The 24,713-nt window shown below is 47.0% G+C and carries 13 protein-coding genes, 1 tRNA gene, 7 rRNA genes and 1 pseudogene; 9 read left to right on the top strand and 13 right to left on the bottom strand.

Annotated features, from left to right (window positions below):
- Positions 1 to 91: 91 nt before the first annotated feature.
- Positions 92 to 445 carry a DUF3622 domain-containing protein gene (locus FM037_RS23910; protein ID WP_144048068.1) on the bottom strand — a complete coding sequence of 118 codons (354 nt, stop codon included), beginning with the start codon at positions 443 to 445 and terminating at the stop codon, positions 92 to 94.
- Between the two features lie 79 nt (positions 446 to 524).
- On the bottom strand, positions 525 to 734 hold the full coding sequence (locus tag FM037_RS23915) for a DUF3565 domain-containing protein (RefSeq protein ID WP_144048069.1): 210 nt from the start codon (positions 732 to 734) through the stop codon (positions 525 to 527).
- 221 nt (positions 735 to 955) lie between these two features.
- On the opposite strand from FM037_RS23915, the gene FM037_RS23920 reads away from it, so the two are divergent.
- From FM037_RS23920 to FM037_RS23935, 6 genes are all read left to right on the top strand, one after another.
- Positions 956 to 2,410 (top strand): DEAD/DEAH box helicase, encoded by a 1,455-nt coding sequence (locus FM037_RS23920; RefSeq protein ID WP_407695615.1) that lies wholly within the window; start codon positions 956 to 958, stop codon positions 2,408 to 2,410.
- Between the two features lie 183 nt (positions 2,411 to 2,593).
- Positions 2,594 to 3,001 (top strand): GFA family protein, encoded by a 408-nt coding sequence (locus tag FM037_RS23925; RefSeq protein ID WP_144048071.1) that lies wholly within the window; start codon positions 2,594 to 2,596, stop codon positions 2,999 to 3,001.
- A gap of 247 nt (positions 3,002 to 3,248) precedes the next feature.
- Positions 3,249 to 4,052, top strand: a complete 804-nt coding sequence (locus FM037_RS29800; RefSeq protein ID WP_229381001.1) for an amidohydrolase family protein — start codon at positions 3,249 to 3,251, stop codon at positions 4,050 to 4,052.
- Positions 4,053 to 4,068: 16 nt separating this feature from the next.
- The gene (locus FM037_RS29805) at positions 4,069 to 4,272 is read left to right on the top strand and encodes a hypothetical protein (RefSeq protein ID WP_227992767.1); all 204 of its coding nucleotides are present in this window, start codon (positions 4,069 to 4,071) and stop codon (positions 4,270 to 4,272) included.
- 31 nt (positions 4,273 to 4,303) lie between these two features.
- The gene (locus tag FM037_RS29810) at positions 4,304 to 4,951 is read left to right on the top strand and encodes an amidohydrolase (RefSeq protein WP_229381002.1); all 648 of its coding nucleotides are present in this window, start codon (positions 4,304 to 4,306) and stop codon (positions 4,949 to 4,951) included.
- Between the two features lie 235 nt (positions 4,952 to 5,186).
- Entirely contained in the window at positions 5,187 to 5,618 is a 432-nt protein-coding gene (locus FM037_RS23935) for a hypothetical protein (protein ID WP_229381003.1), read from the top strand.
- Between the two features lie 287 nt (positions 5,619 to 5,905).
- Here FM037_RS23935 and dbpA read toward each other — a convergent pair whose 3' ends face one another.
- Both dbpA and FM037_RS23945 read right to left on the bottom strand, forming a co-directional pair.
- Positions 5,906 to 7,282, bottom strand: coding sequence for an ATP-dependent RNA helicase DbpA (gene dbpA / locus FM037_RS23940; RefSeq protein ID WP_144049110.1), 1,377 nt, complete (start codon positions 7,280 to 7,282; stop codon positions 5,906 to 5,908).
- 408 nt (positions 7,283 to 7,690) lie between these two features.
- A complete protein-coding gene (locus tag FM037_RS23945) occupies positions 7,691 to 8,374 on the bottom strand; it encodes a DUF3313 domain-containing protein (protein WP_144048072.1) in 684 nt (227 codons plus the stop codon).
- Positions 8,375 to 8,873: 499 nt separating this feature from the next.
- Between FM037_RS23945 and FM037_RS23950 the strand changes: the two genes are divergently transcribed.
- The 3 genes from FM037_RS23950 to FM037_RS30015 all read left to right on the top strand — a co-directional run bounded on the left by FM037_RS23950 (position 8,874) and on the right by FM037_RS30015 (position 11,792).
- The gene (locus tag FM037_RS23950; protein WP_144048073.1) at positions 8,874 to 9,185 is read left to right on the top strand and encodes a hypothetical protein; all 312 of its coding nucleotides are present in this window, start codon (positions 8,874 to 8,876) and stop codon (positions 9,183 to 9,185) included.
- A 132-nt stretch (positions 9,186 to 9,317) separates the two neighbouring features.
- Complete coding sequence (locus FM037_RS23955; RefSeq protein WP_144048074.1) at positions 9,318 to 11,240, top strand: methyl-accepting chemotaxis protein; 1,923 nt, start codon at positions 9,318 to 9,320, stop codon at positions 11,238 to 11,240.
- A gap of 429 nt (positions 11,241 to 11,669) precedes the next feature.
- Positions 11,670 to 11,792 carry a hypothetical protein gene (locus FM037_RS30015; protein ID WP_265575331.1) on the top strand — a complete coding sequence of 41 codons (123 nt, stop codon included), beginning with the start codon at positions 11,670 to 11,672 and terminating at the stop codon, positions 11,790 to 11,792.
- A 365-nt stretch (positions 11,793 to 12,157) separates the two neighbouring features.
- Here the strand turns inward: FM037_RS30015 and rrf (FM037_RS23960) are convergent.
- From rrf (FM037_RS23960) to FM037_RS24005, 9 genes and pseudogenes are all read right to left on the bottom strand, one after another.
- A 5S ribosomal RNA gene (gene rrf, locus FM037_RS23960) occupies positions 12,158 to 12,273 on the bottom strand.
- A 201-nt stretch (positions 12,274 to 12,474) separates the two neighbouring features.
- Positions 12,475 to 15,379, bottom strand: a 23S ribosomal RNA gene (locus FM037_RS23965).
- 317 nt (positions 15,380 to 15,696) lie between these two features.
- Positions 15,697 to 17,241, bottom strand: a 16S ribosomal RNA gene (locus FM037_RS23970).
- 601 nt (positions 17,242 to 17,842) lie between these two features.
- Positions 17,843 to 18,704 (bottom strand): annotated as a pseudogene (locus tag FM037_RS23975) (IS630 family transposase); the annotation flags it as partial.
- 173 nt (positions 18,705 to 18,877) lie between these two features.
- Positions 18,878 to 18,993, bottom strand: a 5S ribosomal RNA gene (rrf, locus tag FM037_RS23985).
- Positions 18,994 to 19,031: 38 nt separating this feature from the next.
- Positions 19,032 to 19,107 (bottom strand) — tRNA-Thr (locus tag FM037_RS23990).
- A gap of 85 nt (positions 19,108 to 19,192) precedes the next feature.
- Positions 19,193 to 19,308: ribosomal RNA gene (gene rrf, locus FM037_RS23995) — 5S ribosomal RNA — on the bottom strand.
- 174 nt (positions 19,309 to 19,482) lie between these two features.
- Positions 19,483 to 22,387 (bottom strand): 23S ribosomal RNA (locus tag FM037_RS24000).
- A 317-nt stretch (positions 22,388 to 22,704) separates the two neighbouring features.
- Positions 22,705 to 24,248, bottom strand: a 16S ribosomal RNA gene (locus FM037_RS24005).
- Together the 16S, 23S and 5S rRNA genes with 1 tRNA gene alongside form the textbook arrangement of a ribosomal RNA operon.
- Between the last annotated feature and the right edge of the window lie 465 nt (positions 24,249 to 24,713).

Genomic DNA, 24,713 nt, shown 5'->3' on the forward strand with positions numbered 1-24,713 from the left:
GATAAACTTGAATACACAAAAAAGGTCGGTGAGCATCTGCTTCACCGACCTTTCTTTAATCAATAATGATAATGAACAAGTTTAAAACCCGTTACTTCGACTCGTCAGACGCGTAGTCGTCACTGTCTTCATCGAAAGAGCCAGAAGACTCGCCGTCGGCAACATCACGCGCATCACGCCACGCATCAGCCGCTTGCTCTTTAGACGCAGCGGCTTCGGTACGCTCTTCACGTTGCTTAGCCTTACGCTCGTTACGCAGCATCAGCTTATCGAGGAAAGATTTAAGCTCCTTCTCACCCCAGACAGTTGCTTCGGCTTCGGTCGCAAAACCCGTTTTACGTTTTGAGACGATGGTTTTTCGCGCAGTCATACGACGAGTGATCTCGGCCGCCCAAACTTGCTTGTCTTGAACGATGCGAAAATCGAACTTTTTGGTTTGTGTCATATTACTTATTTCCTACAGATAAAATCTTATCGCCGGCCAATGGCTCGGGCGTTAAGTACAAAATTTGTTTTCGGTTCACTTACTTATTCACGTCTTCAGGCAAACCCAGATCACATTTTTTGCAATCTAACCTATGACCAAGCATAGACGCTCTGCCTTCGGCAGTGATGACCCAAGGACGAACAACCCAAGGTGGCATATGTCTCACATGCTGATTATGACCGCATGCAAGCTTAGCAACCCAATGATTTTTATCATCTTTAAGATAACCGACTATCGACTGTTTCATAGAGCCTAAAGACCAATTGCCCAAGTGGCTGAGCCAAGATGAGCGTTTAGGGCGCGAGACTAACACGTACAGAGTTTAAACAACATCATTTAATCGACTATGCTGTGAACTGATATCGGTTATAAATTAGCGCTTTCAGTGGGGATCCTGTAAGCTGCACGCCCGCCAGACCATCTGGCTCCATGAAAGCCGCTGTTTTAGCCGCGTCAAGAGACCAATCTATGAGTTTTACCTCCCTGGGTTTATCCGCTCCGATTTTAAAAGCCGTAGCCAATAAAGGCTATGAGACACCTTCGCCAATTCAAGCTCAAGCGATCCCCGCAGTGCTCGAAGGCAAGGATGTAATGGCAGCAGCCCAGACAGGCACAGGTAAAACCGCAGGCTTCACTCTGCCTCTATTAGAGCTGTTAAGCAGAGGCAATCGTGCTCAAGCTAAGAAAGTACGCGCCCTGGTATTAACACCGACTCGTGAGCTTGCAGCTCAAGTAGCCGAGAGTGTCGAGACTTATGGTAAGTACCTGCCACTTAAATCCGCAGTAATCTTCGGTGGTGTAGGCATAGGTCCGCAAATTTCTAAGCTAGGTAAAGGCGTCGATATCTTAGTCGCCACACCCGGTCGTTTACTAGACCTATATAACCAAGGCGCGGTGAACTTCAACCAACTTGAAGTTCTGATCCTCGATGAAGCCGATCGCATGTTAGATATGGGTTTCATTCATGACATCAAAAAAATTCTTAGAGTATTGCCGGCTAAACGTCAGAACTTGATGTTCTCGGCGACCTTCTCCGACGATATTCGTAAGCTAGCTAAAGGCCTGGTGAACAATCCAGTCGAGATATCTGTTACCCCACGTAACGCCACGGCGAAATCCGTTGAGCAATATATCTATCAGGTCGATCAGAAGCAGAAGACTGCGGCACTGATCCATCTGATCAAGCAAAATGACTGGCAACAGGTATTAGTTTTTAGCCGCACTAAGCATGGCGCAAACCGCATCGCCAAGAATCTCGAAGCTAAAGATCTTACTGCTGCCGCTATCCATGGTAACAAGAGCCAAGGCGCACGCACAAAGGCGCTGGCGAACTTCAAGAGTGGTGCGGTTCGCGTATTAGTCGCAACCGACATCGCAGCTCGTGGTATAGATATCGACCAACTGCCTAACGTGGTTAACTTCGACCTACCGAATGTGCCTGAGGATTATGTTCATCGTATCGGCCGTACTGGCCGCGCCGGTGCCAGTGGTCAAGCTGTCTCACTAGTCAGTGCTGACGAGAGCAAGCTTCTCAGGGACATAGAACGTTTAATTAAGCAAAATATTCCACGCAAAGAAGTGGAAGGTTTTGTGCCGACTCAAGTTGTAGCCGAAACCGATCTCAATGACAGAAAACACGGTCAAAACCGTGGTCCACGCAATGCCAATGGCCGCGGTAATGGTCGTAACGGCAATTCGAGTTCACGTAGTAATGGCTCAGGTTCTCGCGACTCACGCAGCAGCCAAGGCAAGGCCGAGCATAAAGACGGCCAACGCAGTGGTGAAGCCGCTCGCGGTCATCAGCCAAATGATAGCAATGCCAGTCACAGTCGCCGCAGAGCTGGCTCTCAAACCAGCTCTAGCAATAGCGCAAGTTCAGCAGCATCTAAACCAAGTTCAAATACCGGTATCTGGGGAAAGTAATTTATACTGGCTTCCTAGATACAGCTTGAATTAAAGGTTGTGATAAAGAGTCTACAGATACTCGTCCCGAACAATAAGCAGAGCAGCCGCTCTGCTTTTTTTTGCCTTCATGTTATACCGTTAATTCCCTGCTTGAATTAATATTGGTAATAGTGAGCATTGCTCTAATTGAGGAGACTAAAAATGACCATGGAAACAGAAATGCAAGGTGGCTGTTTGTGCGGCGCACTCAGATATAGTGTATCGGCAATGCCCTTCGATGCAGACCATTGTCACTGTCGCATGTGTCAGAAAAGCACGGGAGCCGTGATAGGCAGTTGGATGGATTTTCTTATCGAGCAAGTCACCTGGCTTTGTGGTAAACCAAGCGAATATGCCTCATCAGACACCACCAGACGTGGCTTTTGCTCTACTTGTGGCACCAGTATCAGCTTTCGTGATACCGGACATCCGACATACTATACATTGAGTATTGCGTCACTGGATAATCCTAACCTAATAGCAGTTAAATATCACATCCATACTGACAGTCAAGTGAAGTGGCTGACTATTGAGGACTCTATACCAAGGTATAGTGGATCCCGTAGTTAGAGTCATTTTACTTTGTATTTAGCTCATTGATATTTAAAAGTTGTGCTTTCATGTTCACCTATCACTGGCGGTGGATGAAAGAACATCTTCGATTGAAGAGCTTGGCTGAAAAGCAGATATAGCGCTTTCTCCCCCTGTTCTAATCCTATCTTATAGCCCCTAACTCACTCCTGTTACCAACATTGCTTATTGTTAGCTAGCTGTTAGTATGAAACTCGGTAAAAAGTTAAAATAAGATACTGATTATATGAAGCTTACTAAACATCATTGGCTGTTTATCTCGACTATTCTATTGAGCTTATCGGCTCCTTTAAGCGCTGCAGAGACTGGAGAAGTTAGGCATACGACAATGATTAAGAACCTGAATGGCTATACGTTCAGTCAAGGTGAATTAGTAACGTTTAGTGCCATTCAATTTACCGATAACAAAATAGATAAACTCTTCACCACCAAGGTCCCAGAGCAGCTAGCGAAAGATATACGTGTTATCGATGCAGCTGGCAAAACTATGCTGCCTGGACTCATCGATGCTCATGGTCATGTTTTAGGTTGGGGCTTGAACTTGATGCGGACTAATCTTCATGGCGGTCAATCTGAAGATGAAGCAATAACCCGCACTATTGAGTTTCGCAAACTCAACCCGGAACTTAGCTGGATACAGGGCCGTGGATGGAATCAAGTACTATGGCCAAGTAAAGCCTTCCCGACGGCTGCGGCATTAGACAAGCATTTCCCTAATACCCCCGTATGGCTTAGACGCGTCGATGGGCATGCTGGCTGGGCCAATACTGCGGCAATAAAACTCGCAGGAATTAATAATGATACTCAAGCACCCAAGGGCGGTGAAATAATTCGTACTAAAACAGGTGAGCCAAGCGGGGTATTTATCGATAACGCCACGTCATTGATTAGTAAGTCGATTCCAGATCTTAGTGTGACTGTTCAAGAAACCGTACTCAAGACGGCTATGACAGATTTGGCTCGGCCTGACCAGCGTACACGACGCCGGTGTGGGCAGCGATACCATTACCGCCTACAAGAACTTAGCTAATAAAAATGAAATGCCAGTGCGAGTCTACGCTATGGTTGCCGCGGGTGACCCACATTTCTCCGCCATAATGGCCAAAGGCCCCTACCACCACACCTCGGGTATGCTGGATTTCAGCAGTGTCAAAATATCATCTGACGGCGCATTAGGCAGTCGCGGCGCAGAACTCATAGAGGACTATTCGGATCTTCACGGCCACAAAGGCTTGCTGCTACATAGCTGATAAGCAACTTAAAAATTACATGCTAACGGCCATGCAAGCCGGATTTCAGGTCAATACTCAAGTCATTGGCGATCATGCTAACAAGTTAGTATTAGACGCCTATGAAGACTTGATACAACAGACAAATACTAAGGCCCTCAGACATAGAGTCGAGCACGCTCAAATATTGCGTCTTGCAGATATTCCTCGTTTTGCCGAACTAGGGGTTGTGGCATCTATGCAAGCCACTCATGCCACCAGTGATAAAAATATGGCAGAAGATAGAGTCGGTCCCGACCGTATCGAGGGCGCTTATGCCTGGCACAAGCTACTAAAAGCCAATGCAGTTATAGCCGCCGGTTCCGACTCCCCGGTGGAATCTGCTAACCCATTCTTTGGCTTACATGCATCTGTGACTCGCCAAGATCACAACAACCAGCCCGCTAAAGGTTGGTACCCCAATGAGAAAATGACCGTGACACAAGCGCTCAATAGCTTCACAGTTGCAGCAGCTTATTCGGCGCATCAGGAAAAGAGTATCGGCCAGCTGGATCCCGGAATGAAAGCCGACTTTATACTTATCGACCAAGACCTGGTTAAAGGCAATCCACAGACGATATGGCAGACCCAAGTGTTAGAGACCTGGATTAATGGAATTAAGGTCTTTGATATAGCATCAAAACCAACAAACAATCTATAACTAGGCTTTTATCGACCCAAAGGAGCTCAATGTTCTCCTTTGGGTCATGATAAGTCCACATACGTTCTGACACCACGCCAGCTCCCAATTTCAGTCATCATCTCGATAGCTATTATCCTGCTCTATAATTAATCTCAATTCCTCGAATTAAATTGTCAATTGTCGGGTCTTATTACAGCGACTGCCTAACAAAGCAAAAAAATAGAAACAGAACGAAAAGAATAGGAATAATTTTATGGCTCAAGTACACCATTTAAGGTCAACTCATGCACTAAACGCTATGGCGATAGCGGCTCTGGTATTACTGACAATGTTAATATCTTCCACAGCCCAAGCGACCGAGACCCAAGTAAAAGGTGAACATGACGGCCAGGTCTTAGTAACTAATGGTCAATCTAAGGCATGGGAAGCGTCAAGTCAGCAATGGATTAGTCTGGATAGCTTCTGGCAAAACTGGGCAGACAGTCGCGGTGGTATTACTTGGGGGCGCGGTAAAGAATACCCAGCTTATGAACAAGTCAAAGAGCAAGATACGCTATTGATAGAACTCGACAATGGCACTTGCATGATGGAGTTCTGGCACTCACGATGGAGACGCGCCAACGATGTTCGCCGCTGGGACGATGCCTTCAATACATATTCTGCATGCAATAAGGTATTCGACTAAATGAGTTAATCGGTAAGCCCGTTTGAATGGGGTTATTACACTTTATTAATTTGATATTGGTCCCCCCAAAACTTACGGCTAAGGTTCCGAGGCAAGCTTAAAATTTCATTAGGCTTATTGATTGAACGGTTTCCAAACTTCGTGTGGAAAGCCCTTCCGACCAAAGCTACAAACAACAAAAAGGGAATGAATTTAAGTTCACTCCCTTTTACTATTGAGGGATAAATAACCTCCCCCGCTAGAAATAAGTTAACTCTTTATTTAAAAAGAAGGCTTTGAACAGAAAGCTATCTCATTTCCCAGGCACGATACGCGCGTCCTTTGAGCTTGCCGTTAACTATCTTATGTAGCGCACGCTTAGCGACTTTGCGGTCAACGGCTACATATGAACGAAATTCGGTGATCTTTATCTTGCCGACTTCTGAACCCTGAATCCCATCTTCACCCGTTAGTGCTCCGAGAATATCGCCAGGGCGAACCTTGTTCTTCTTGCCACCTTCGATCTGCAGAGTAACCATCCTAGGCTGAGTCGGGAAGGTATCTAATAGGTTCTCAGGTGGCAAACCTTCGCTGACAATATCACGGTCCAGATACTCTTCTAACAACTTGATCTTGTAGTCATCGTCACAGGTATAGAAGGTAAAGGCGGTACCCTTGCTGCCTGCGCGGCCGGTACGACCTATGCGGTGAATATGCACTTCGGTATCGAAGGCAAATTCGTAGTTGATCACCATATCCAATGCTTCGATATCCAGGCCGCGAGCGGCGACATCGGTTGCCACCATGATGGAAGCACTCTTGTTGGCGAACTGCATCAGGGTGAGGTCTCTGTCTCTCTGCTCCAGATCACCATGAAGTGCCACTACGCTGAAGCCATCATTGGCTAACGTGGCGGCCACATCTTTAGTCTCACGCTTGGTATTACAGAAAACCACGGCGCTGTCTGGCCGGTGCTGCAACAATAGTAAGCGCAGCGCTTTTTGGCGATCCTTATTGCTGTCGATCTGATAGAAGTGCTGAACGATACTGCTGCTGTCGTGGGTTGATGCTACCTTGACCATCACAGGCTCGAACATGATCTGTTCTGCGACCTTTTGGATCTGCTTAGGGAATGTGGCGCTAAACAACAAGGTCTGACGTTCACGTGGCATCTCGGCCATGATGTAGTCCAGATCAGGCAAGAAGCCCATCTCCAACATACGATCGGCTTCATCGAGCACTAAGGTATTGACGTTTTCCAGGTTTAACAGCTCGCGTGACAGATGATCGATAATACGACCCGGCGTGCCCACTATGATATGGGCACCATGCTCGAGCGAGCCAATCTGCGGCCCCATAGGAACGCCACCACATAAGGTCAATACCTTGATGTTATGAATACCGCGAGCCAGAGTACGGATCTCTTTCGCTACCTGATCGGCTAGTTCTCGGGTCGGACACAAGACCAGTGACTGAATGCGAAAACGCTTCACATCTAACTTATTCAATAAACCTAAGCCGAATGCTGCGGTTTTACCCGAGCCAGTTTTTCCTTGGCCAATCACATCTTCACCGTTCAATATAGCCGGTAAACTTTGCGCCTGAATGGCTGTCATCGAGTCATAACCCATGGTCTTAAGGTTATCAATTAACTCAGGTTTCAAGGTCAATGTCGAAAATGACATATTTGTGTCTGCTTTGGGGGTAACTTGGCTCAAGGTCTATTCCTATTTTTATCACAACGACAAGCTCGTCATGAAAGCGACTACCAATAATAAACCACTGATATGCCGCTGAGATAAATCGAGTTTATTAAGCTAAATATCACCCCGTGAAATCGATGAAAATCTGGCTTAATAATAATGGGCGGAGTATAGCAAGTATTGAAATGACTTGCTCGTATCACTGGCACCATACCTAGACTCAATCTATCTGTATCGATCAAGGTACTGAGTTATCCAAGCAGATTTATTCAATCCTCTCTCCTCTGAGCGTCAAGGCCATTCTCTCAACCCACCATTGGTTACATCCCTGGCATCATCTATAACTACCTATAGCGCTCTATCTATATTAAACAGGATTATCAAGCAAGTTTATTCAATCCGCTCACCTCTGAGCGTCAAGGCTATTCTCTCAACCCACCAATCGATCGCGTCTCTGGCATCATCAGTGGAATCAATCATGGTACTAAAATCCTTAGATCCAGCTTTTCTGTCGATAACCGCAACAATAGGATCGCCGCTATTGGCGTCACTAAACATCATTTCTATGGTGGCACTGCCAACATTGGTGTGCTCCCCTGTCACCACTTTAGCTATGCTCGAGATCCCGAGTCCAATTGGCAATATGCTGCTCGTAACCGCCAGAATAGGGTTGGGTGTCTCTATATTCGTCAACGCGACACTGATCCTTAATGTCTTCTCCCTCGGTATTTCCACAATCTCAAAACGGGCCGATGCTTTTTGTTTTATTCTTTCGAGTAGATAATCAGATACTTCGATAATCTCCTTTTCAGATAAATTATCGTAACGAGTCTTATCACTCAAGACTAACCAGACCCGGTCAAGAATCACGCTATCGTACTGCTGAAGTATTTCATTAAGATCTTTGATGCTCTTGATACCCGGCTTGGACCAAATAAGATCGCTGCCACCTTCAGGCCCAGCTCTAAAATCATCAAAGCTGCTAAACATTTGTGATTGACGATAATCTTGAATGACGCCGCATCCACTTAATAGCAATACAAGCACAGCCACTACAACTCGATAATGTTTCATATCCATCCAAATAAAAACAAGAGGACTACACATATGAGTAGTCACACTGTAGCGTAGGGTACTTCATGAGAAGGCTTAGGTATAGAGGGGGATATGGATCTACTTAGAGATATTTAATGAAATTGAGGTTTCGATGAGACTCTATCATTCATATTATTGTTATCCAGAGCTTGAGTAAGTGTTATAAGTTAATGGCTAGATATACCAAGTGCAATTGCGACAACATCTTTTCTATATCGATTATTTATCTATTTTACTTAAGCACCCTTGATCAATAACTTAAACCGCAAACTAGCTATTGCTAGCCTGGTGAAGTTAGCAGCTGATACCAATAGGCATAGGCAAGTGAAACGCACGCAATTAAGATACAGTTAAGCTAAAGGTGAGGATTAGACGTGGTGGTTAGCTTTATAATCGACTCCGGCAACACTCGATTCTACAAGCAATTACAGGTACTCTCTGCCATTCCTCCAATTAGCTTCCTTTTAATGGCATACCTATGACAAAACCTAATATAACTAAACAGCAGCTTCTCGATATACTTAAGTCTTGGGGGGAACAAAAGATAAGCTCTGATCAGCTTCAGGGTTGGATGGTAACGAACTACGACCCTGATGACAATGATATAGGTCTTGGTGAGCCGGAGTGGACTCAAGAAGCAATGAACATAGTAATGAATGAATACGAAATCGCTAAACAAGAAAAATTTCTCCTAGCCAAGTATCAGCTAGCTATTAACTTTATTAGCGCAGATGAATCTAAATTTAACCAAACCAGGCATCTATTTCTACATGAAGGCTTCTGCGATTAATCCACGGCAAAACGACACTACATATTTGTGATCCTTGTATCATAACTCAGAAGTTTTTCACAATGCGATATACATTTTCAACACAAAATAACATCAACCTCCTATACTTATGGCTACATAGGAGAGCTTAGAATGTTGAAACTGAATATCCAGCGCAAGGTAGTACTCACTACCTTGGCCTCAGTCGTTTTGTCTATATTGATCATTAGTGTCTATTCACTCAGTACTAGTCGATCGATAATCTTAGAGAGTACCTTAGACAGAGAACTTCCTGCAGTGCTTGGAGAGGTCGCTAACGACATAGATGCTCAGTTGCTTATGCCTATTACGATTGCAAAAGTCATGGCCAACAACGTCGATTATCAACAGGTTATTCGCTCAGGAGACAGGGCTGATAGCCATCAAAAAATCATAAGTTATCTTAACAATATCCAGCAAGAATTCGACACCATCGCAGCCTTTCTGGTTTCATCTGAGAGTGGACGTTACTTCACCCAAAGTGGATTATTTAAGACCATCTCTCAATCAGATCCTAAGGATCAGTGGTTTTATAATTTTATCGCCAGTGGCAAAGATTACGAACTAAGTTTAGATATCGATGAAAGCAATCAAACACCAACCCTCTTCATTAATTACCTAATGAAAGTCGACGGTAGACCCAGCGCAGTAGCAGGAGTAGGCTTATCTTTGTCGAGCTTAGCAACCAGCATTAAACAGTACCAGATAGGGACTAATGGCATCGTCTTCCTCACCGATGATCAAGGAGTAATAAAGCTGCATCCGGAAACAGGTAACATTGGAAAAAATATCAAGAGTCTGGGAGATATTGACACTGGTTCAATCCTACAAAAGCAAAAGTTTTCAACCACAGAATATCAAGATGCTGGCACTGATATGTTAGTTGCCAGTCGTTACCTTCCAGAAATTGGCTGGTATCTTGTTGCACAAGTGCCCAGTGATGAGATTTTTGGCGCCCTAAATCGAGCCACATGGTCTGTGGCTGTAATGGGGCTAATTATCGCTATCCTATTCATGGTCATCAGCGCCTGGTTAATCAATCGACTAATATCCCCCTTCGGCGAACTAGCTAACATGCTCGAAGCGATAGGGGACGGTGATGGAGACCTCACGATACGCCTGGATGACTCTAGACGTGATGAAGTGGGTAACATGGCCAGAAGTTACAACAAGTTTGTCAGCTATCTGAGTAGCACCCTAAGAAGTGTATCAGCTACGGGAAATGACTTGTATGAGGCCGTTGAGAGAATAGATAACCAGGCAAAACACATGGAGGGAGACATCACAGACCAAGTTAGTAAAATAGAACAGATTGCCACTGCCATTCACGAAATGGGGATGACAGCAGAGGAAATAGCTGGCAGCGCAAATAATGCGGCAGAGAATGCTCAAATAGCCGAAGAGGCTGTAGTACAAGGTAACTTGTCGGTACAGAAAACAATTTCAAGCGTCTCTACCATGAGTGAGCAATTACTCAACACCAGCCAAACCATCGGCCAGCTTGCCGAAGATGCTAACTCAATCGATACGGTACTGGAAGTTATCCGTGCCGTATCAGAGCAAACAAACCTACTCGCCCTCAATGCCGCCATCGAAGCCGCTAGAGCTGGTGAGCAAGGTAGAGGCTTTGCCGTAGTAGCTGATGAAGTCAGGACTTTGGCCTCACGAAGCCACGCATCTACAGAAGAGATAAAAGGCATTATCGAGAAGCTACAATCCAAGACCCATGAAGCGGTTGGGGCTATCGAAAGAAGCACTGAGCTAAGTAATAATAGCCAGGCAGAAGCGACTATTTCCGGCGAACACCTACAAAGTATCTCAAAAAACATCAAGGTGATGAACGAGATGAGTATCCAGATCGCCACGGCTACGGGTGAGCAATCAAACGTAGTTGGTGAGATTAGCCCGCATGTCACCGCAATCGCAGATATCTCCAGCACAAGCAGCCAAGTCGTCCAACAAACATCATTAGACTGTAGCGACCTGAGAGAAATGGCAGTTCAACTCAACGAACTGGTAGGCAGATTCAAGATATAAGCTTCTAGAGTCTGCAAGAATTGAAGCCATCAATTCAATTGGTGGCTTCTTCCTTTCAAATAAAGACTTCCCTCCATATTCGAATACACATGATGCTTGTCCTAGGCCCAAGGAATCCTTTGCATGCGCTGTATTCAGCTGCTTTGTAGCGAGAGATGACGTAGTCGTCGAACACGGGTACAAGCCACATGTATGTGGTGAATGTCAAAAATGCATGGATGACATTTCTGACCAAGCTCAGCGGCGTGGCCACATCGAGCGTAGCTCTTCTGTACAAAGCGATTGCAGCCCCCACGAAGTAGGCACATGAGGCGGAGAAATAGCGCGTTGGATACGCAGCATGAATAGTTTGGAACAAAAAGCGGTGGCCCCTTCCAATGGCCAATGACCCAACATGATACTTGCCGAAGGCCGAAAGTAGCGCTTTGGATGCGCAGCATTCAGCTACTTTGTGCGAGAGACGACGTAGTCGTCGAACTGGAGAGCCTGACCGCCAGGGATGGCGAAAATGCCGTTAATGCATGGATGCAATTAACGGCCACACTGCGTTAGCAGCTTTGGGCTGCATGTGAAGTAGCTACTTCGCGGAGCGTATATACGAAAAAAGCCCTAGCATTTTCTGCTAGGGCTTTTTTCGTGTATTAGGCGCCTGGAAATGACCTACTCTCGTAGTCCACGAAGTGGACACATGGGGGTGAAATTACGGCGATTTGAATACGTAGTATTCAGCAACTTCGTTTCGTAGCGGGAGAGCCCGCTCAGCGGCGGGGCGACATCGGGGGTAGGCATTCATGCCTTCCTAAGTGGATAAGTCACCTGATATCTGTACCGGTAAGTTCGAGCTATTCAGCCAAACTTTATTAAATCCCAGACGCAAAAAAGCCACCTTATTCAGGTGGCTTTTTCACTTAATGAGCGCCTGGAAATGACCTACTCTCACATGGGGAGACCCCACACTACCATCGGCGCGATTGCGTTTCACTTCTGAGTTCGAGATGGATTCAGGTGGGGCCACAATGCTATGGTTTCCAGACTAATTTGACGATTACTTTCAGCTTTTTAAAAAAGCTAAAGGTAAAAGAATTTAGAAAGCTATAAATAATTGGGTTTAGTACACGGATGTACTGTATGTCATAAATGCAGGAGCATTTTATGACCAACTTAAATCAAGTTCGTATTCTTTTGTGCTTATGAAGTAACACACACATTAACTACACAAACCCATCTGGGTTGTATGGTTAAGCCTCACGAGTCATTAGTACAGGTTAGCTCAACGCCTCACAACGCTTACACACCCTGCCTATCAACGTCCTAGTCTCGAACGGCTCTTTAGAGGAATTAAATTCCTAGGGATGACTCATCTTAGGACTCGCTTCCCGCTTAGATGCTTTCAGCGGTTATCGATTCCGAACGTAGCTACCGGGCAATGCTATTGGCATAACAACCCGAACACCAGCGGTTCGTCCACTCCGGTCCTCTCGTACTAGGAGCAGCTTCCTTCAATCATCCAACGCCCACGGCAGATAGGGACCGAACTGTCTCACGACGTTCTGAACCCAGCTCGCGTACCACTTTAAATGGCGAACAGCCATACCCTTGGGACCGACTTCAGCCCCAGGATGTGATGAGCCGACATCGAGGTGCCAAACACCGCCGTCGATATGAACTCTTGGGCGGTATCAGCCTGTTATCCCCGGCGTACCTTTTATCCGTTGAGCGATGGCCCTTCCATACAGAACCACCGGATCACTATGACCTACTTTCGTACCTGCTCGACGTGTATGTCTCGCAGTTAAGCTGGCTTATGCCATTGCACTAACCGTACGATGTCCGACCGTACTTAGCCAACCTTCGTGCTCCTCCGTTACTCTTTGGGAGGAGACCGCCCCAGTCAAACTACCCACCAGGCACTGTCCTCAACCCCGATTCAGGGGCCTGAGTTAGAACATCAAAACTACAAGGGTGGTATTTCAAGGTTGACTCCATCAGAACTAGCGTCCCAACTTCAAAGTCTCCCACCTATCCTACACATGTAGGTTCAATGTTCAGTGCCAAGCTATAGTAAAGGTGCACGGGGTCTTTCCGTCTAGCCGCGGGTATACGGCATCTTCACCGCAATTTCAACTTCACTGAGTCTCGGCTGGAGACAGCGTGGCCATCATTACGCCATTCGTGCAGGTCGGAACTTACCCGACAAGGAATTTCGCTACCTTAGGACCGTTATAGTTACGGCCGCCGTTTACCGGGGCTTCGATCATGAGCTTCTCCGAAGATAACCCAATCAATTAACCTTCCGGCACCGGGCAGGCGTCATACCGTATACTTCCTCTTGCGAGTTTGCACAGTACTGTGTTTTTGATAAACAGTTGCAGCCACCTGGTATCTGCGACTCCCAACAGCTTAGAGAGCAAGTCTCATCACCGTCGGGAGCGTACCTTCTCCCGAAGTTACGGTACCATTTTGCCTAGTTCCTTCAGCCGAGTTCTCTCAAGCGCCTTGGTATTCTCTACCCAACCACCTGTGTCGGTTTGGGGTACGATTCCTACTAACCTGAAGCTTAGAAGATTTTCCTGGAAGCATGGCATCAACTACTTCAACCCCTTAGGGTCTCGTCATCAGTCCTCAGTCTTGCAATTTAATGCGTATTCCCGGATTTGCCTAAGAATACAACCTACAACCTTAAACGCGGACAACCAACGCCGCGCTAGTCTAGCCTTCTCCGTCTCTCCATCGCAGTTAGCAGAAGTACAGGAATATTAACCTGTTTCCCATCGATTACGCCTTTCGGCCTCACCTTAGGGGTCGACTTACCCTGCCCTGATTAACATTGGACAGGAAACCTTGGTCTTTCGGCGAGGGAGTTTTTCACTCCCTTTATCGTTACTCATGTCAGCATTCGCACTTCTGATACCTCCAGGATGGGTTACCCCTTTCCCTTCAACGGCTTACAGAACGCTCCTCTACCGCACCAGTGCAAGCACTAGTACCCATAGCTTCGGTGTATTGCTTAGCCCCGTTAAATCTTCCGCGCAGGCCGACTCGACTAGTGAGCTATTACGCTTTCTTTAAAAGATGGCTGCTTCTAAGCCAACTTCCTAGCTGTCTAAGCCTTCCCACATCGTTTCCCACTTAGCAATAACTTTGGGACCTTAGCTGATGGTCTGGGTTGTTTCCCTTTCCACGACGGACGTTAGCACCCGCCGTGTGTCTCCCGAGTAGTACTCATTGGTATTCGGAGTTTGCAAAGGGTTGGTAAGTCGGGATGACCCCCTAGCCTTAACAGTGCTCTACCCCCAATGGTATTCGCTCGAGGCGCTACCTAAATAGCTTTCGAGGAGAACCAGATATCTCCCGGTTTGATTGGCCTTTCACCCCCATCCACAAGTCATCCGCTCATTTTTCAACATAAGTCGGTTCGGTCCTCCAGTTGATGTTACTCAACCTTCAACCTGCCCATGGATAGATCACCGGGTTTCGGGTCTACACCTTGCAACTAAACGCGCAGTTAACACTCGGTTTCCCTACGGCTCCGCTATTCGCTTAACCTCGCTACAAAATGTAAGTCGCTGACCCATTATACAAAAGGTACGCAGTCACGGTCTCAAGAACCGCTCCCACTGCTTGTACGTATACGGTTTCAGGTTCTATTTCACTCCCCTCACAGGGGTTCTTTTCGCCTTTCCCTCACGGTACTGGTTCACTATCGGTCAGTCAGGAGTATTTAGCCTTGGAGGATGGTCCCCCCATGTTCAGACAAGATGTCACGTGTCCCGTCCTACTCGTTTTCATCTATGGTTAGTTTTCATGTACGGGGCTATCACCCTGTGCCGCTGAGCTTTCCAACTCATTCCACTAACACCCCATAGACTTAAGGGCTAATCCCCGTTCGCTCGCCGCTACTAGGGGAATCTCGGTTGATTTCTGTTCCTCCGGGTACTTAGATGTTTCAGTTCCCCGGGTTTGCCTCACTACACTATGTATTCATGTAGTGATACTCACTTATGTGAGTGGGTTTCCCCATTCGGACATCGTTAGCTCAAATGCTTGTTACTAGCTCGCCAACGCTTTTCGCAAGTTACTACGTCCTTCATCGCCTCTGACTGCCAAGGCATCCACCGTATACGCTTAGTCACTTAACCATACAACCCACATGGGACTGTATCGCAACTAATGGTGTTTACTTTCGCCAAAAGAATACTCTTGAATTGCATCACTGCAATTCAGCACTTGATTTAAGTGTTTGAGAACTCAATTATTTATTTTTCGCGCTAATGCTATTAACCACTGCAATCCCTACCTCTTACGAAGTAGCTTTCACAATAGTCCCTTTCACATTAACACTATCAGCTTTCCAAATTTTTAAAGAACGCTAACTCTCGCTTGGAGAATTAGTTTGCTCTAACAAGAACAAGTTATCTGTGTGAACACTCAGCAAATATTGAGTTAGTCGTATAGGTAAGGAGGTGATCCAGCCCCAGGTTCCCCTAGGGCTACCTTGTTACGACTTCACCCCAGTCATGAACCACACCGTGGTAAACGCCCTCCCCGAAAGGTTAAGCTATCTACTTCTGGTGCAGCCCACTCCCATGGTGTGACGGGCGGTGTGTACAAGGCCCGGGAACGTATTCACCGTGACATTCTGATTCACGATTACTAGCGATTCCGACTTCACGGAGTCGAGTTGCAGACTCCGATCCGGACTACGACCGGCTTTGTGGGATTAGCTTGACCTCGCGGCTTTGCGACCCTCTGTACCGACCATTGTAGCACGTGTGTAGCCCTACTCGTAAGGGCCATGATGACTTGACGTCGTCCCCACCTTCCTCCGGTTTATCACCGGCAGTCTCCCTAAAGTTCCCACCATTACGTGCTGGCAAATAAGGATAAGGGTTGCGCTCGTTGCGGGACTTAACCCAACATTTCACAACACGAGCTGACGACAGCCATGCAGCACCTGTCTCACGGTTCCCGAAGGCACTAATTCATCTCTGAAAAATTCCGTGGATGTCAAGAGTAGGTAAGGTTCTTCGCGTTGCATCGAATTAAACCACATGCTCCACCGCTTGTGCGGGCCCCCGTCAATTCATTTGAGTTTTAACCTTGCGGCCGTACTCCCCAGGCGGTCTACTTAATGCGTTAGCTTGGGAACCCAGTGTTCAAGACACCAAATTCCGAGTAGACATCGTTTACGGCGTGGACTACCAGGGTATCTAATCCTGTTTGCTCCCCACGCTTTCGTACCTGAGCGTCAGTCTTTGTCCAGGGGGCCGCCTTCGCCACCGGTATTCCTTCAGATCTCTACGCATTTCACCGCTACACCTGAAATTCTACCCCCCTCTACAAGACTCTAGTTTGCCAGTTCAAAATGCAATTCCCAGGTTGAGCCCGGGGCTTTCACATCTTGCTTAACAAACCGCCTGCGTACGCTTTACGCCCAGTAATTCCGATTAACGCTTGCACCCCTCGTATTACCGCGGCTGCTGGCACGAAGTTAGCCGGTGCTTCTTCTGCGAGTAACGTCACAGCTATAGTTTATTAAACTACAACCTTTCCTCCTCGCTGAAAGTGCTTTACAACCCGAAGGCCTTCTTCACACACGCGGCATGGCTGCATCAGGCTTTCGCCCATTGTGCAATATTCCCCACTGCTGCCTCCCGTAGGAGTCTGGACCGTGTCTCAGTTCCAGTGTGGCTGATCATCCTCTCAGACCAGCTAGGGATCGTCGCCTTGGTAAGCCATTACCTTACCAACTAGCTAATCCCACCTAGGTACATCCAATCGCGAAAGGCCCGAAGGTCCCCTCCTTTCCCCCGTAGGGCGTATGCGGTATTAGCAGTCGTTTCCAACTGTTATCCCCCTCGACTGGGCAGTTCCCTAGGCATTACTCACCCGTCCGCCGCTCGACAGCAAAGGTGCAAGCACCTTCCTGTTTCCGCTCGACTTGCATGTGTTAGGCCTGCCGCCAGCGTTCAATCTGAGCCATGATCAAACTCTTCAATTAAAGTTCTTTTGATGCATCCTCTTTCGAAGATGACATCGGCTCAATGAATTATACTGTTTATATAAGTGATCCGAACTAGGTTCGAATCTATGAACACTCATTCATTGAGTAATATTTTGATTGCCGACATTCCGAAGAACAGAAGGCAATTTCGAATAACTCAATACCTGTGAGTGTCCACACAGATTTCTTGTTTTGAATTGTTAAAGAGCATTGCTAACATGAAGAGCGAATCTTTCAGGTAGCAGCCTTAGACGCTAGGTCGTTGGCTTGAGGAGGCGTATTCTACACTCTCCGTGGTTGGCGTCAAGGGCTTTTTTAAGAAGATTTTTAAGCGGTTAAATAACCACCAACAAAACATTCATAACCAAATTCACTTAACTCCCTGACTCGTCTCATTATCGCTATGGCTACTGCCTTAGTGACGCTGTTTGCCGTGTCAGTGGATCCGCATTATAGGGATGTCAGCTCAGAGTACAAGGTTTTTTTCTAAGAAAAGTGGTCTTTTTTACACCCCCTAACTTAAACACATTCTACACACTCATTACCCCCAGACTTACCCACAAAACAGGTGGTTTCTGACTAATACCAATCGGTATAATTATCTGGTCAGATTTATCCATGAACGATTGCACAGATTTTTTACCGTATCCGTGTCACTAATAAAGCTATTCCATGCTTGTGAGCATTGCTCGACAATATCCTCATAATTAGCAAAACACCGATTCGCTAAGTGACGTTGCCTCATCCAGCCCCAAACTTGTTCAACCGGGTTGAGTTCTGGTGAGTAGGGAGGGAGTTTGATCATCGTCAGATTATCAAACTCATCATCTAGATCCTTACTATGCCAGCCTGCACCGTCCATGATCACGACGGCATGACGATCTGGAGGGGTCGCTTGAGAGATAAGTTTTAGGTGTTGGTGCATTGTCCCTTTATCCACCCACGGAGTGATAAGTGCCTCCGTATTACCATTAGCCGGACATACAGCACCGAAAACATAGGCGTATTCAAACTGTTGCTGCCGAACAACTCTTGGACGACTTCCTTTTTTAGCCCACAAGCGTGTCGTTGTATTTTGTTGACCTATCCTAGCTTCATCCTGAAACCAGACATCTACTTGAGATAAAGCGATATGGCCAGGGATGTTAAGGATCGTTTCCAGGCGGAAGTTTTTTAAAAGCTTCTTGTGCTGCTAACGATTGTTTTAGGTGCTTTGAGCGACTAGTTATCCATGAAAAGCCAAGCCTTTTTAATGCTCTATAGATACTTGATAGCTCATAATGAATGCCAAAATGCTTAAAAAGATATTCATTAATGTCATGAGCAGATAACCTCCCGCCTGTTTCTGAGAGACTACGAGCTTCAATGAATGCCGAAAGTTGCCTAGATTGAGCAGCACTCAAGGCGGGAGGTCGACCAGGCGATGTTTTGTGGTCAAGCCCAACCAAGCCTCGTTCCAAAATTGGTATTAGCAGCTTTGGGTGCATGTGAAGTAGGCATTGCACGTACGCGCTTAAGTGGATAAGTGGATAAGTGGATAAGTCACTGTTAAGTCAGGAGTGCGCCTGGAAATGACAAATTGCAGACGTAAAAAAGCCCGCTACATCGTAGCGGGCTTAAATACTAAATAGGCGCCTGGAAATGACCTACTCTCACATGGGGAGACCCCACACTACCATCGGCGCGATTGCGTTTCACTTCTGAGTTCGAGATGGGATCAGGTGGGGCCACAATGCTATGGTTTCCAGACTAATTCTTTAGCACTATCGGTAAATGTGCTGTAAAAATGGTGCTGATACCCAGAATCGAACTGGGGACCTCATCCTTACCAAGGATGCGCTCTACCGACTGAGCCATATCAGCAATATTTTATTCTTCTATCGATAATTTAGTCTTATGTGCTACATAAAATGTAAACTTAACCGCTAAACTATACAGTATATTAGGCGCCTGGAAATGACCTACTCTCACATGGGGAGACCCCACACTACCATCGGCGCGATTGCGTTTCACTTCTGAGTTCGAGATGGATTCAGGTGGGGCCACAATGCTATGGTTTCCAGACTAATTTGACGATTACTTTCAGCTTTTTAAAAAAGCTAAAGGTAAAAGAATTTAGAAAGCTGTATCTAGATTTCTCTAAATAATAAATAATTAGGTTCGACTTAAATCAAGTTCGTATTCTTTTGTGCTTATGAAGTAATACACACACTAACTACACAAACCCATCTGGGTTGTATGGTTAAGCCTCACGAGTCATTAGTACAGGTTAGCTCAACGCCTCACAACGCTTACACACCCTGCCTATCAACGTCCTAGTCTCGAACGGCTCTTTAGAGGAATTAAATTCCTAGGGATGACTCATCTTAGGACTCGCTTCCCGCTTAGATGCTTTCAGCGGTTATCGATTCCGAACGTAGCTACCGGGCAATGCTATTGGCATAACAACCCGAACACCAGCGGTTCGTCCACTCCGGTCCTCTCGTACTAGGAGCAGCTTCCTTCAATCATCCAACGCCCACGGCAGATAGGGACCGAACTGTCTCACGACGTTCTGAACCCAGCTCGCGTACCACTTTAAATGGCGAACAGCCATACCCTTGGGACCGACTTCAGCCCCAGGATGTGATGAGCCGACATCGAGGTGCCAAACACCGCCGTCGATATGAACTCTTGGGCGGTATCAGCCTGTTATCCCCGGCGTACCTTTTATCCGTTGAGCGATGGCCCTTCCATACAGAACCACCGGATCACTATGACCTACTTTCGTACCTGCTCGACGTGTATGTCTCGCAGTTAAGCTGGCTTATGCCATTGCACTAACCGTACGATGTCCGACCGTACTTAGCCAACCTTCGTGCTCCTCCGTTACTCTTTGGGAGGAGACCGCCCCAGTCAAACTACCCACCAGGCACTGTCCTCAACCCCGATTCAGGGGCCTGAGTTAGAACATCAAAACTACAAGGGTGGTATTTCAAGGTTGACTCCATCAGAACTAGCGTCCCAACTTCAAAGTCTCCCACCTATCCTACACATGTAGGTTCAATGTTCAGTGCCAAGCTATAGTAAAGGTGCACGGGGTCTTTCCGTCTAGCCGCGGGTATACGGCATCTTCACCGCAATTTCAACTTCACTGAGTCTCGGCTGGAGACAGCGTGGCCATCATTACGCCATTCGTGCAGGTCGGAACTTACCCGACAAGGAATTTCGCTACCTTAGGACCGTTATAGTTACGGCCGCCGTTTACCGGGGCTTCGATCATGAGCTTCTCCGAAGATAACCCAATCAATTAACCTTCCGGCACCGGGCAGGCGTCATACCGTATACTTCCTCTTGCGAGTTTGCACAGTACTGTGTTTTTGATAAACAGTTGCAGCCACCTGGTATCTGCGACTCCCAACAGCTTAGAGAGCAAGTCTCATCACCGTCGGGAGCGTACCTTCTCCCGAAGTTACGGTACCATTTTGCCTAGTTCCTTCAGCCGAGTTCTCTCAAGCGCCTTGGTATTCTCTACCCAACCACCTGTGTCGGTTTGGGGTACGATTCCTACTAACCTGAAGCTTAGAAGATTTTCCTGGAAGCATGGCATCAACTACTTCAACCCCTTAGGGTCTCGTCATCAGTCCTCAGTCTTGCAATTTAATGCGTATTCCCGGATTTGCCTAAGAATACAACCTACAACCTTAAACGCGGACAACCAACGCCGCGCTAGTCTAGCCTTCTCCGTCTCTCCATCGCAGTTAGCAGAAGTACAGGAATATTAACCTGTTTCCCATCGATTACGCCTTTCGGCCTCACCTTAGGGGTCGACTTACCCTGCCCTGATTAACATTGGACAGGAAACCTTGGTCTTTCGGCGAGGGAGTTTTTCACTCCCTTTATCGTTACTCATGTCAGCATTCGCACTTCTGATACCTCCAGGATGGGTTACCCCTTTCCCTTCAACGGCTTACAGAACGCTCCTCTACCGCTTGCTAGTAAACTAGCAAACCCATAGCTTCGGTGTATTGCTTAGCCCCGTTAAATCTTCCGCGCAGGCCGACTCGACTAGTGAGCTATTACGCTTTCTTTAAAAGATGGCTGCTTCTAAGCCAACTTCCTAGCTGTCTAAGCCTTCCCACATCGTTTCCCACTTAGCAATAACTTTGGGACCTTAGCTGATGGTCTGGGTTGTTTCCCTTTCCACGACGGACGTTAGCACCCGCCGTGTGTCTCCCGAGTAGTACTCATTGGTATTCGGAGTTTGCAAAGGGTTGGTAAGTCGGGATGACCCCCTAGCCTTAACAGTGCTCTACCCCCAATGGTATTCGCTCGAGGCGCTACCTAAATAGCTTTCGAGGAGAACCAGATATCTCCCGGTTTGATTGGCCTTTCACCCCCATCCACAAGTCATCCGCTCATTTTTCAACATAAGTCGGTTCGGTCCTCCAGTTGATGTTACTCAACCTTCAACCTGCCCATGGATAGATCACCGGGTTTCGGGTCTACACCTTGCAACTAAACGCGCAGTTAACACTCGGTTTCCCTACGGCTCCGCTATTCGCTTAACCTCGCTACAAAATGTAAGTCGCTGACCCATTATACAAAAGGTACGCAGTCACGGTCTCAAGAACCGCTCCCACTGCTTGTACGTATACGGTTTCAGGTTCTATTTCACTCCCCTCACAGGGGTTCTTTTCGCCTTTCCCTCACGGTACTGGTTCACTATCGGTCAGTCAGGAGTATTTAGCCTTGGAGGATGGTCCCCCCATGTTCAGACAAGATGTCACGTGTCCCGTCCTACTCGTTTTCATCTATAGTTAGTTTTCATGTACGGGGCTATCACCCTGTGCCGCTGAGCTTTCCAACTCATTCCACTAACACCCTATAGACTTAAGGGCTAATCCCCGTTCGCTCGCCGCTACTAGGGGAATCTCGGTTGATTTCTGTTCCTCCGGGTACTTAGATGTTTCAGTTCCCCGGGTTTGCCTCACTACACTATGTATTCATGTAGTGATACTCACTTATGTGAGTGGGTTTCCCCATTCGGACATCGTTAGCTCAAATGCTTGTTACTAGCTCGCCAACGCTTTTCGCAAGTTACTACGTCCTTCATCGCCTCTGACTGCCAAGGCATCCACCGTATACGCTTAGTCACTTAACCATACAACCCACATGGGACTGTATCGCAACTAATGGTGTTTACTTTCGCCAAAAGAATACTCTTGAATTGCATCACTGCAATTCAGCACTTGATTTAAGTGTTTGAGAACTCAATTATTTATTTTTCGCGCTAATGCTATTAACCACTGCAATCCCTACCTCTTACGAAGTAGCTTTCACAATAGTCCCTTTCACATTAACACTATCAGCTTTCCAAATTTTTAAAGAACGCTAACTCTCGCTTGGAGAATTAGTTTGCTCTAACAAGAACAAGTTATCTGTGTGAACACTCAGCAAATATTGAGTTAGTCGTATAGGTAAGGAGGTGATCCAGCCCCAGGTTCCCCTAGGGCTACCTTGTTACGACTTCACCCCAGTCATGAACCACACCGTGGTAAACGCCCTCCCCGAAAGGTTAAGCTATCTACTTCTGGTGCAGCCCACTCCCATGGTGTGACGGGCGGTGTGTACAAGGCCCGGGAACGTATTCACCGTGACATTCTGATTCACGATTACTAGCGATTCCGACTTCACGGAGTCGAGTTGCAGACTCCGATCCGGACTACGACCGGCTTTGTGGGATTAGCTTGACCTCGCGGCTTTGCGACCCTCTGTACCGACCATTGTAGCACGTGTGTAGCCCTACTCGTAAGGGCCATGATGACTTGACGTCGTCCCCACCTTCCTCCGGTTTATCACCGGCAGTCTCCCTAAAGTTCCCACCATTACGTGCTGGCAAATAAGGATAAGGGTTGCGCTCGTTGCGGGACTTAACCCAACATTTCACAACACGAGCTGACGACAGCCATGCAGCACCTGTCTCACGGTTCCCGAAGGCACTAATTCATCTCTGAAAAATTCCGTGGATGTCAAGAGTAGGTAAGGTTCTTCGCGTTGCATCGAATTAAACCACATGCTCCACCGCTTGTGCGGGCCCCCGTCAATTCATTTGAGTTTTAACCTTGCGGCCGTACTCCCCAGGCGGTCTACTTAATGCGTTAGCTTGGGAACCCAGTGTTCAAGACACCAAATTCCGAGTAGACATCGTTTACGGCGTGGACTACCAGGGTATCTAATCCTGTTTGCTCCCCACGCTTTCGTACCTGAGCGTCAGTCTTTGTCCAGGGGGCCGCCTTCGCCACCGGTATTCCTTCAGATCTCTACGCATTTCACCGCTACACCTGAAATTCTACCCCCTCTACAAGACTCTAGTTTGCCAGTTCAAAATGCAATTCCCAGGTTGAGCCCGGGGCTTTCACATCTTGCTTAACAAACCGCCTGCGTACGCTTTACGCCCAGTAATTCCGATTAACGCTTGCACCCCTCGTATTACCGCGGCTGCTGGCACGAAGTTAGCCGGTGCTTCTTCTGCGAGTAACGTCACAGCTGTAGTTTATTAAACTACAACCTTTCCTCCTCGCTGAAAGTGCTTTACAACCCGAAGGCCTTCTTCACACACGCGGCATGGCTGCATCAGGCTTTCGCCCATTGTGCAATATTCCCCACTGCTGCCTCCCGTAGGAGTCTGGACCGTGTCTCAGTTCCAGTGTGGCTGATCATCCTCTCAGACCAGCTAGGGATCGTCGCCTTGGTAAGCCATTACCTTACCAACTAGCTAATCCCACCTAGGTACATCCAATCGCGAAAGGCCCGAAGGTCCCCTCCTTTCCCCCGTAGGGCGTATGCGGTATTAGCAGTCGTTTCCAACTGTTATCCCCCTCGACTGGGCAGTTCCCTAGGCATTACTCACCCGTCCGCCGCTCGACAGCAAAGGTGCAAGCACCTTCCTGTTTCCGCTCGACTTGCATGTGTTAGGCCTGCCGCCAGCGTTCAATCTGAGCCATGATCAAACTCTTCAATTAAAGTTCTTTTGATGCATCCTCTTTCGAAGATGACATCGGCTCAATGAATTATACTGTTTATATAAGTGATCCGAACTAGGTTCGAATCTATGAACACTCATTCATTGAGTAATATTTTGATTGCCGACATTCCGAAGAACAGAAGGCAATTTCGAATAACTCAATACCTGTGAGTGTCCACACAGATTTCTTGTTTTGAATTGTTAAAGAGCATTGCTAACATGAAGAGCGAATCTTTCAGGTAGCAGCCTTAGACGCTAGGTCGTTGGCTTGAGGAGGCGTATTCTACACTCTCCGTGATTGGCGTCAAGGGCTTATTTTAAGAAGATTTTCAAGCGATGATTTGTTAATCACTATTGTGAGAACCAAACAAAACCCGAAGCTCTTAAAGTGCTTTCAACCTGAGTTAAATTCCGAAGAAATAAACTCTCTGACGCTACTGCAAGTCCCGTACTATCTAACCTT

The sequence above is a fragment of the Shewanella psychropiezotolerans genome (genome assembly GCF_007197555.1).
Lineage (GTDB): Bacteria > Pseudomonadota > Gammaproteobacteria > Enterobacterales > Shewanellaceae > Shewanella > Shewanella psychropiezotolerans.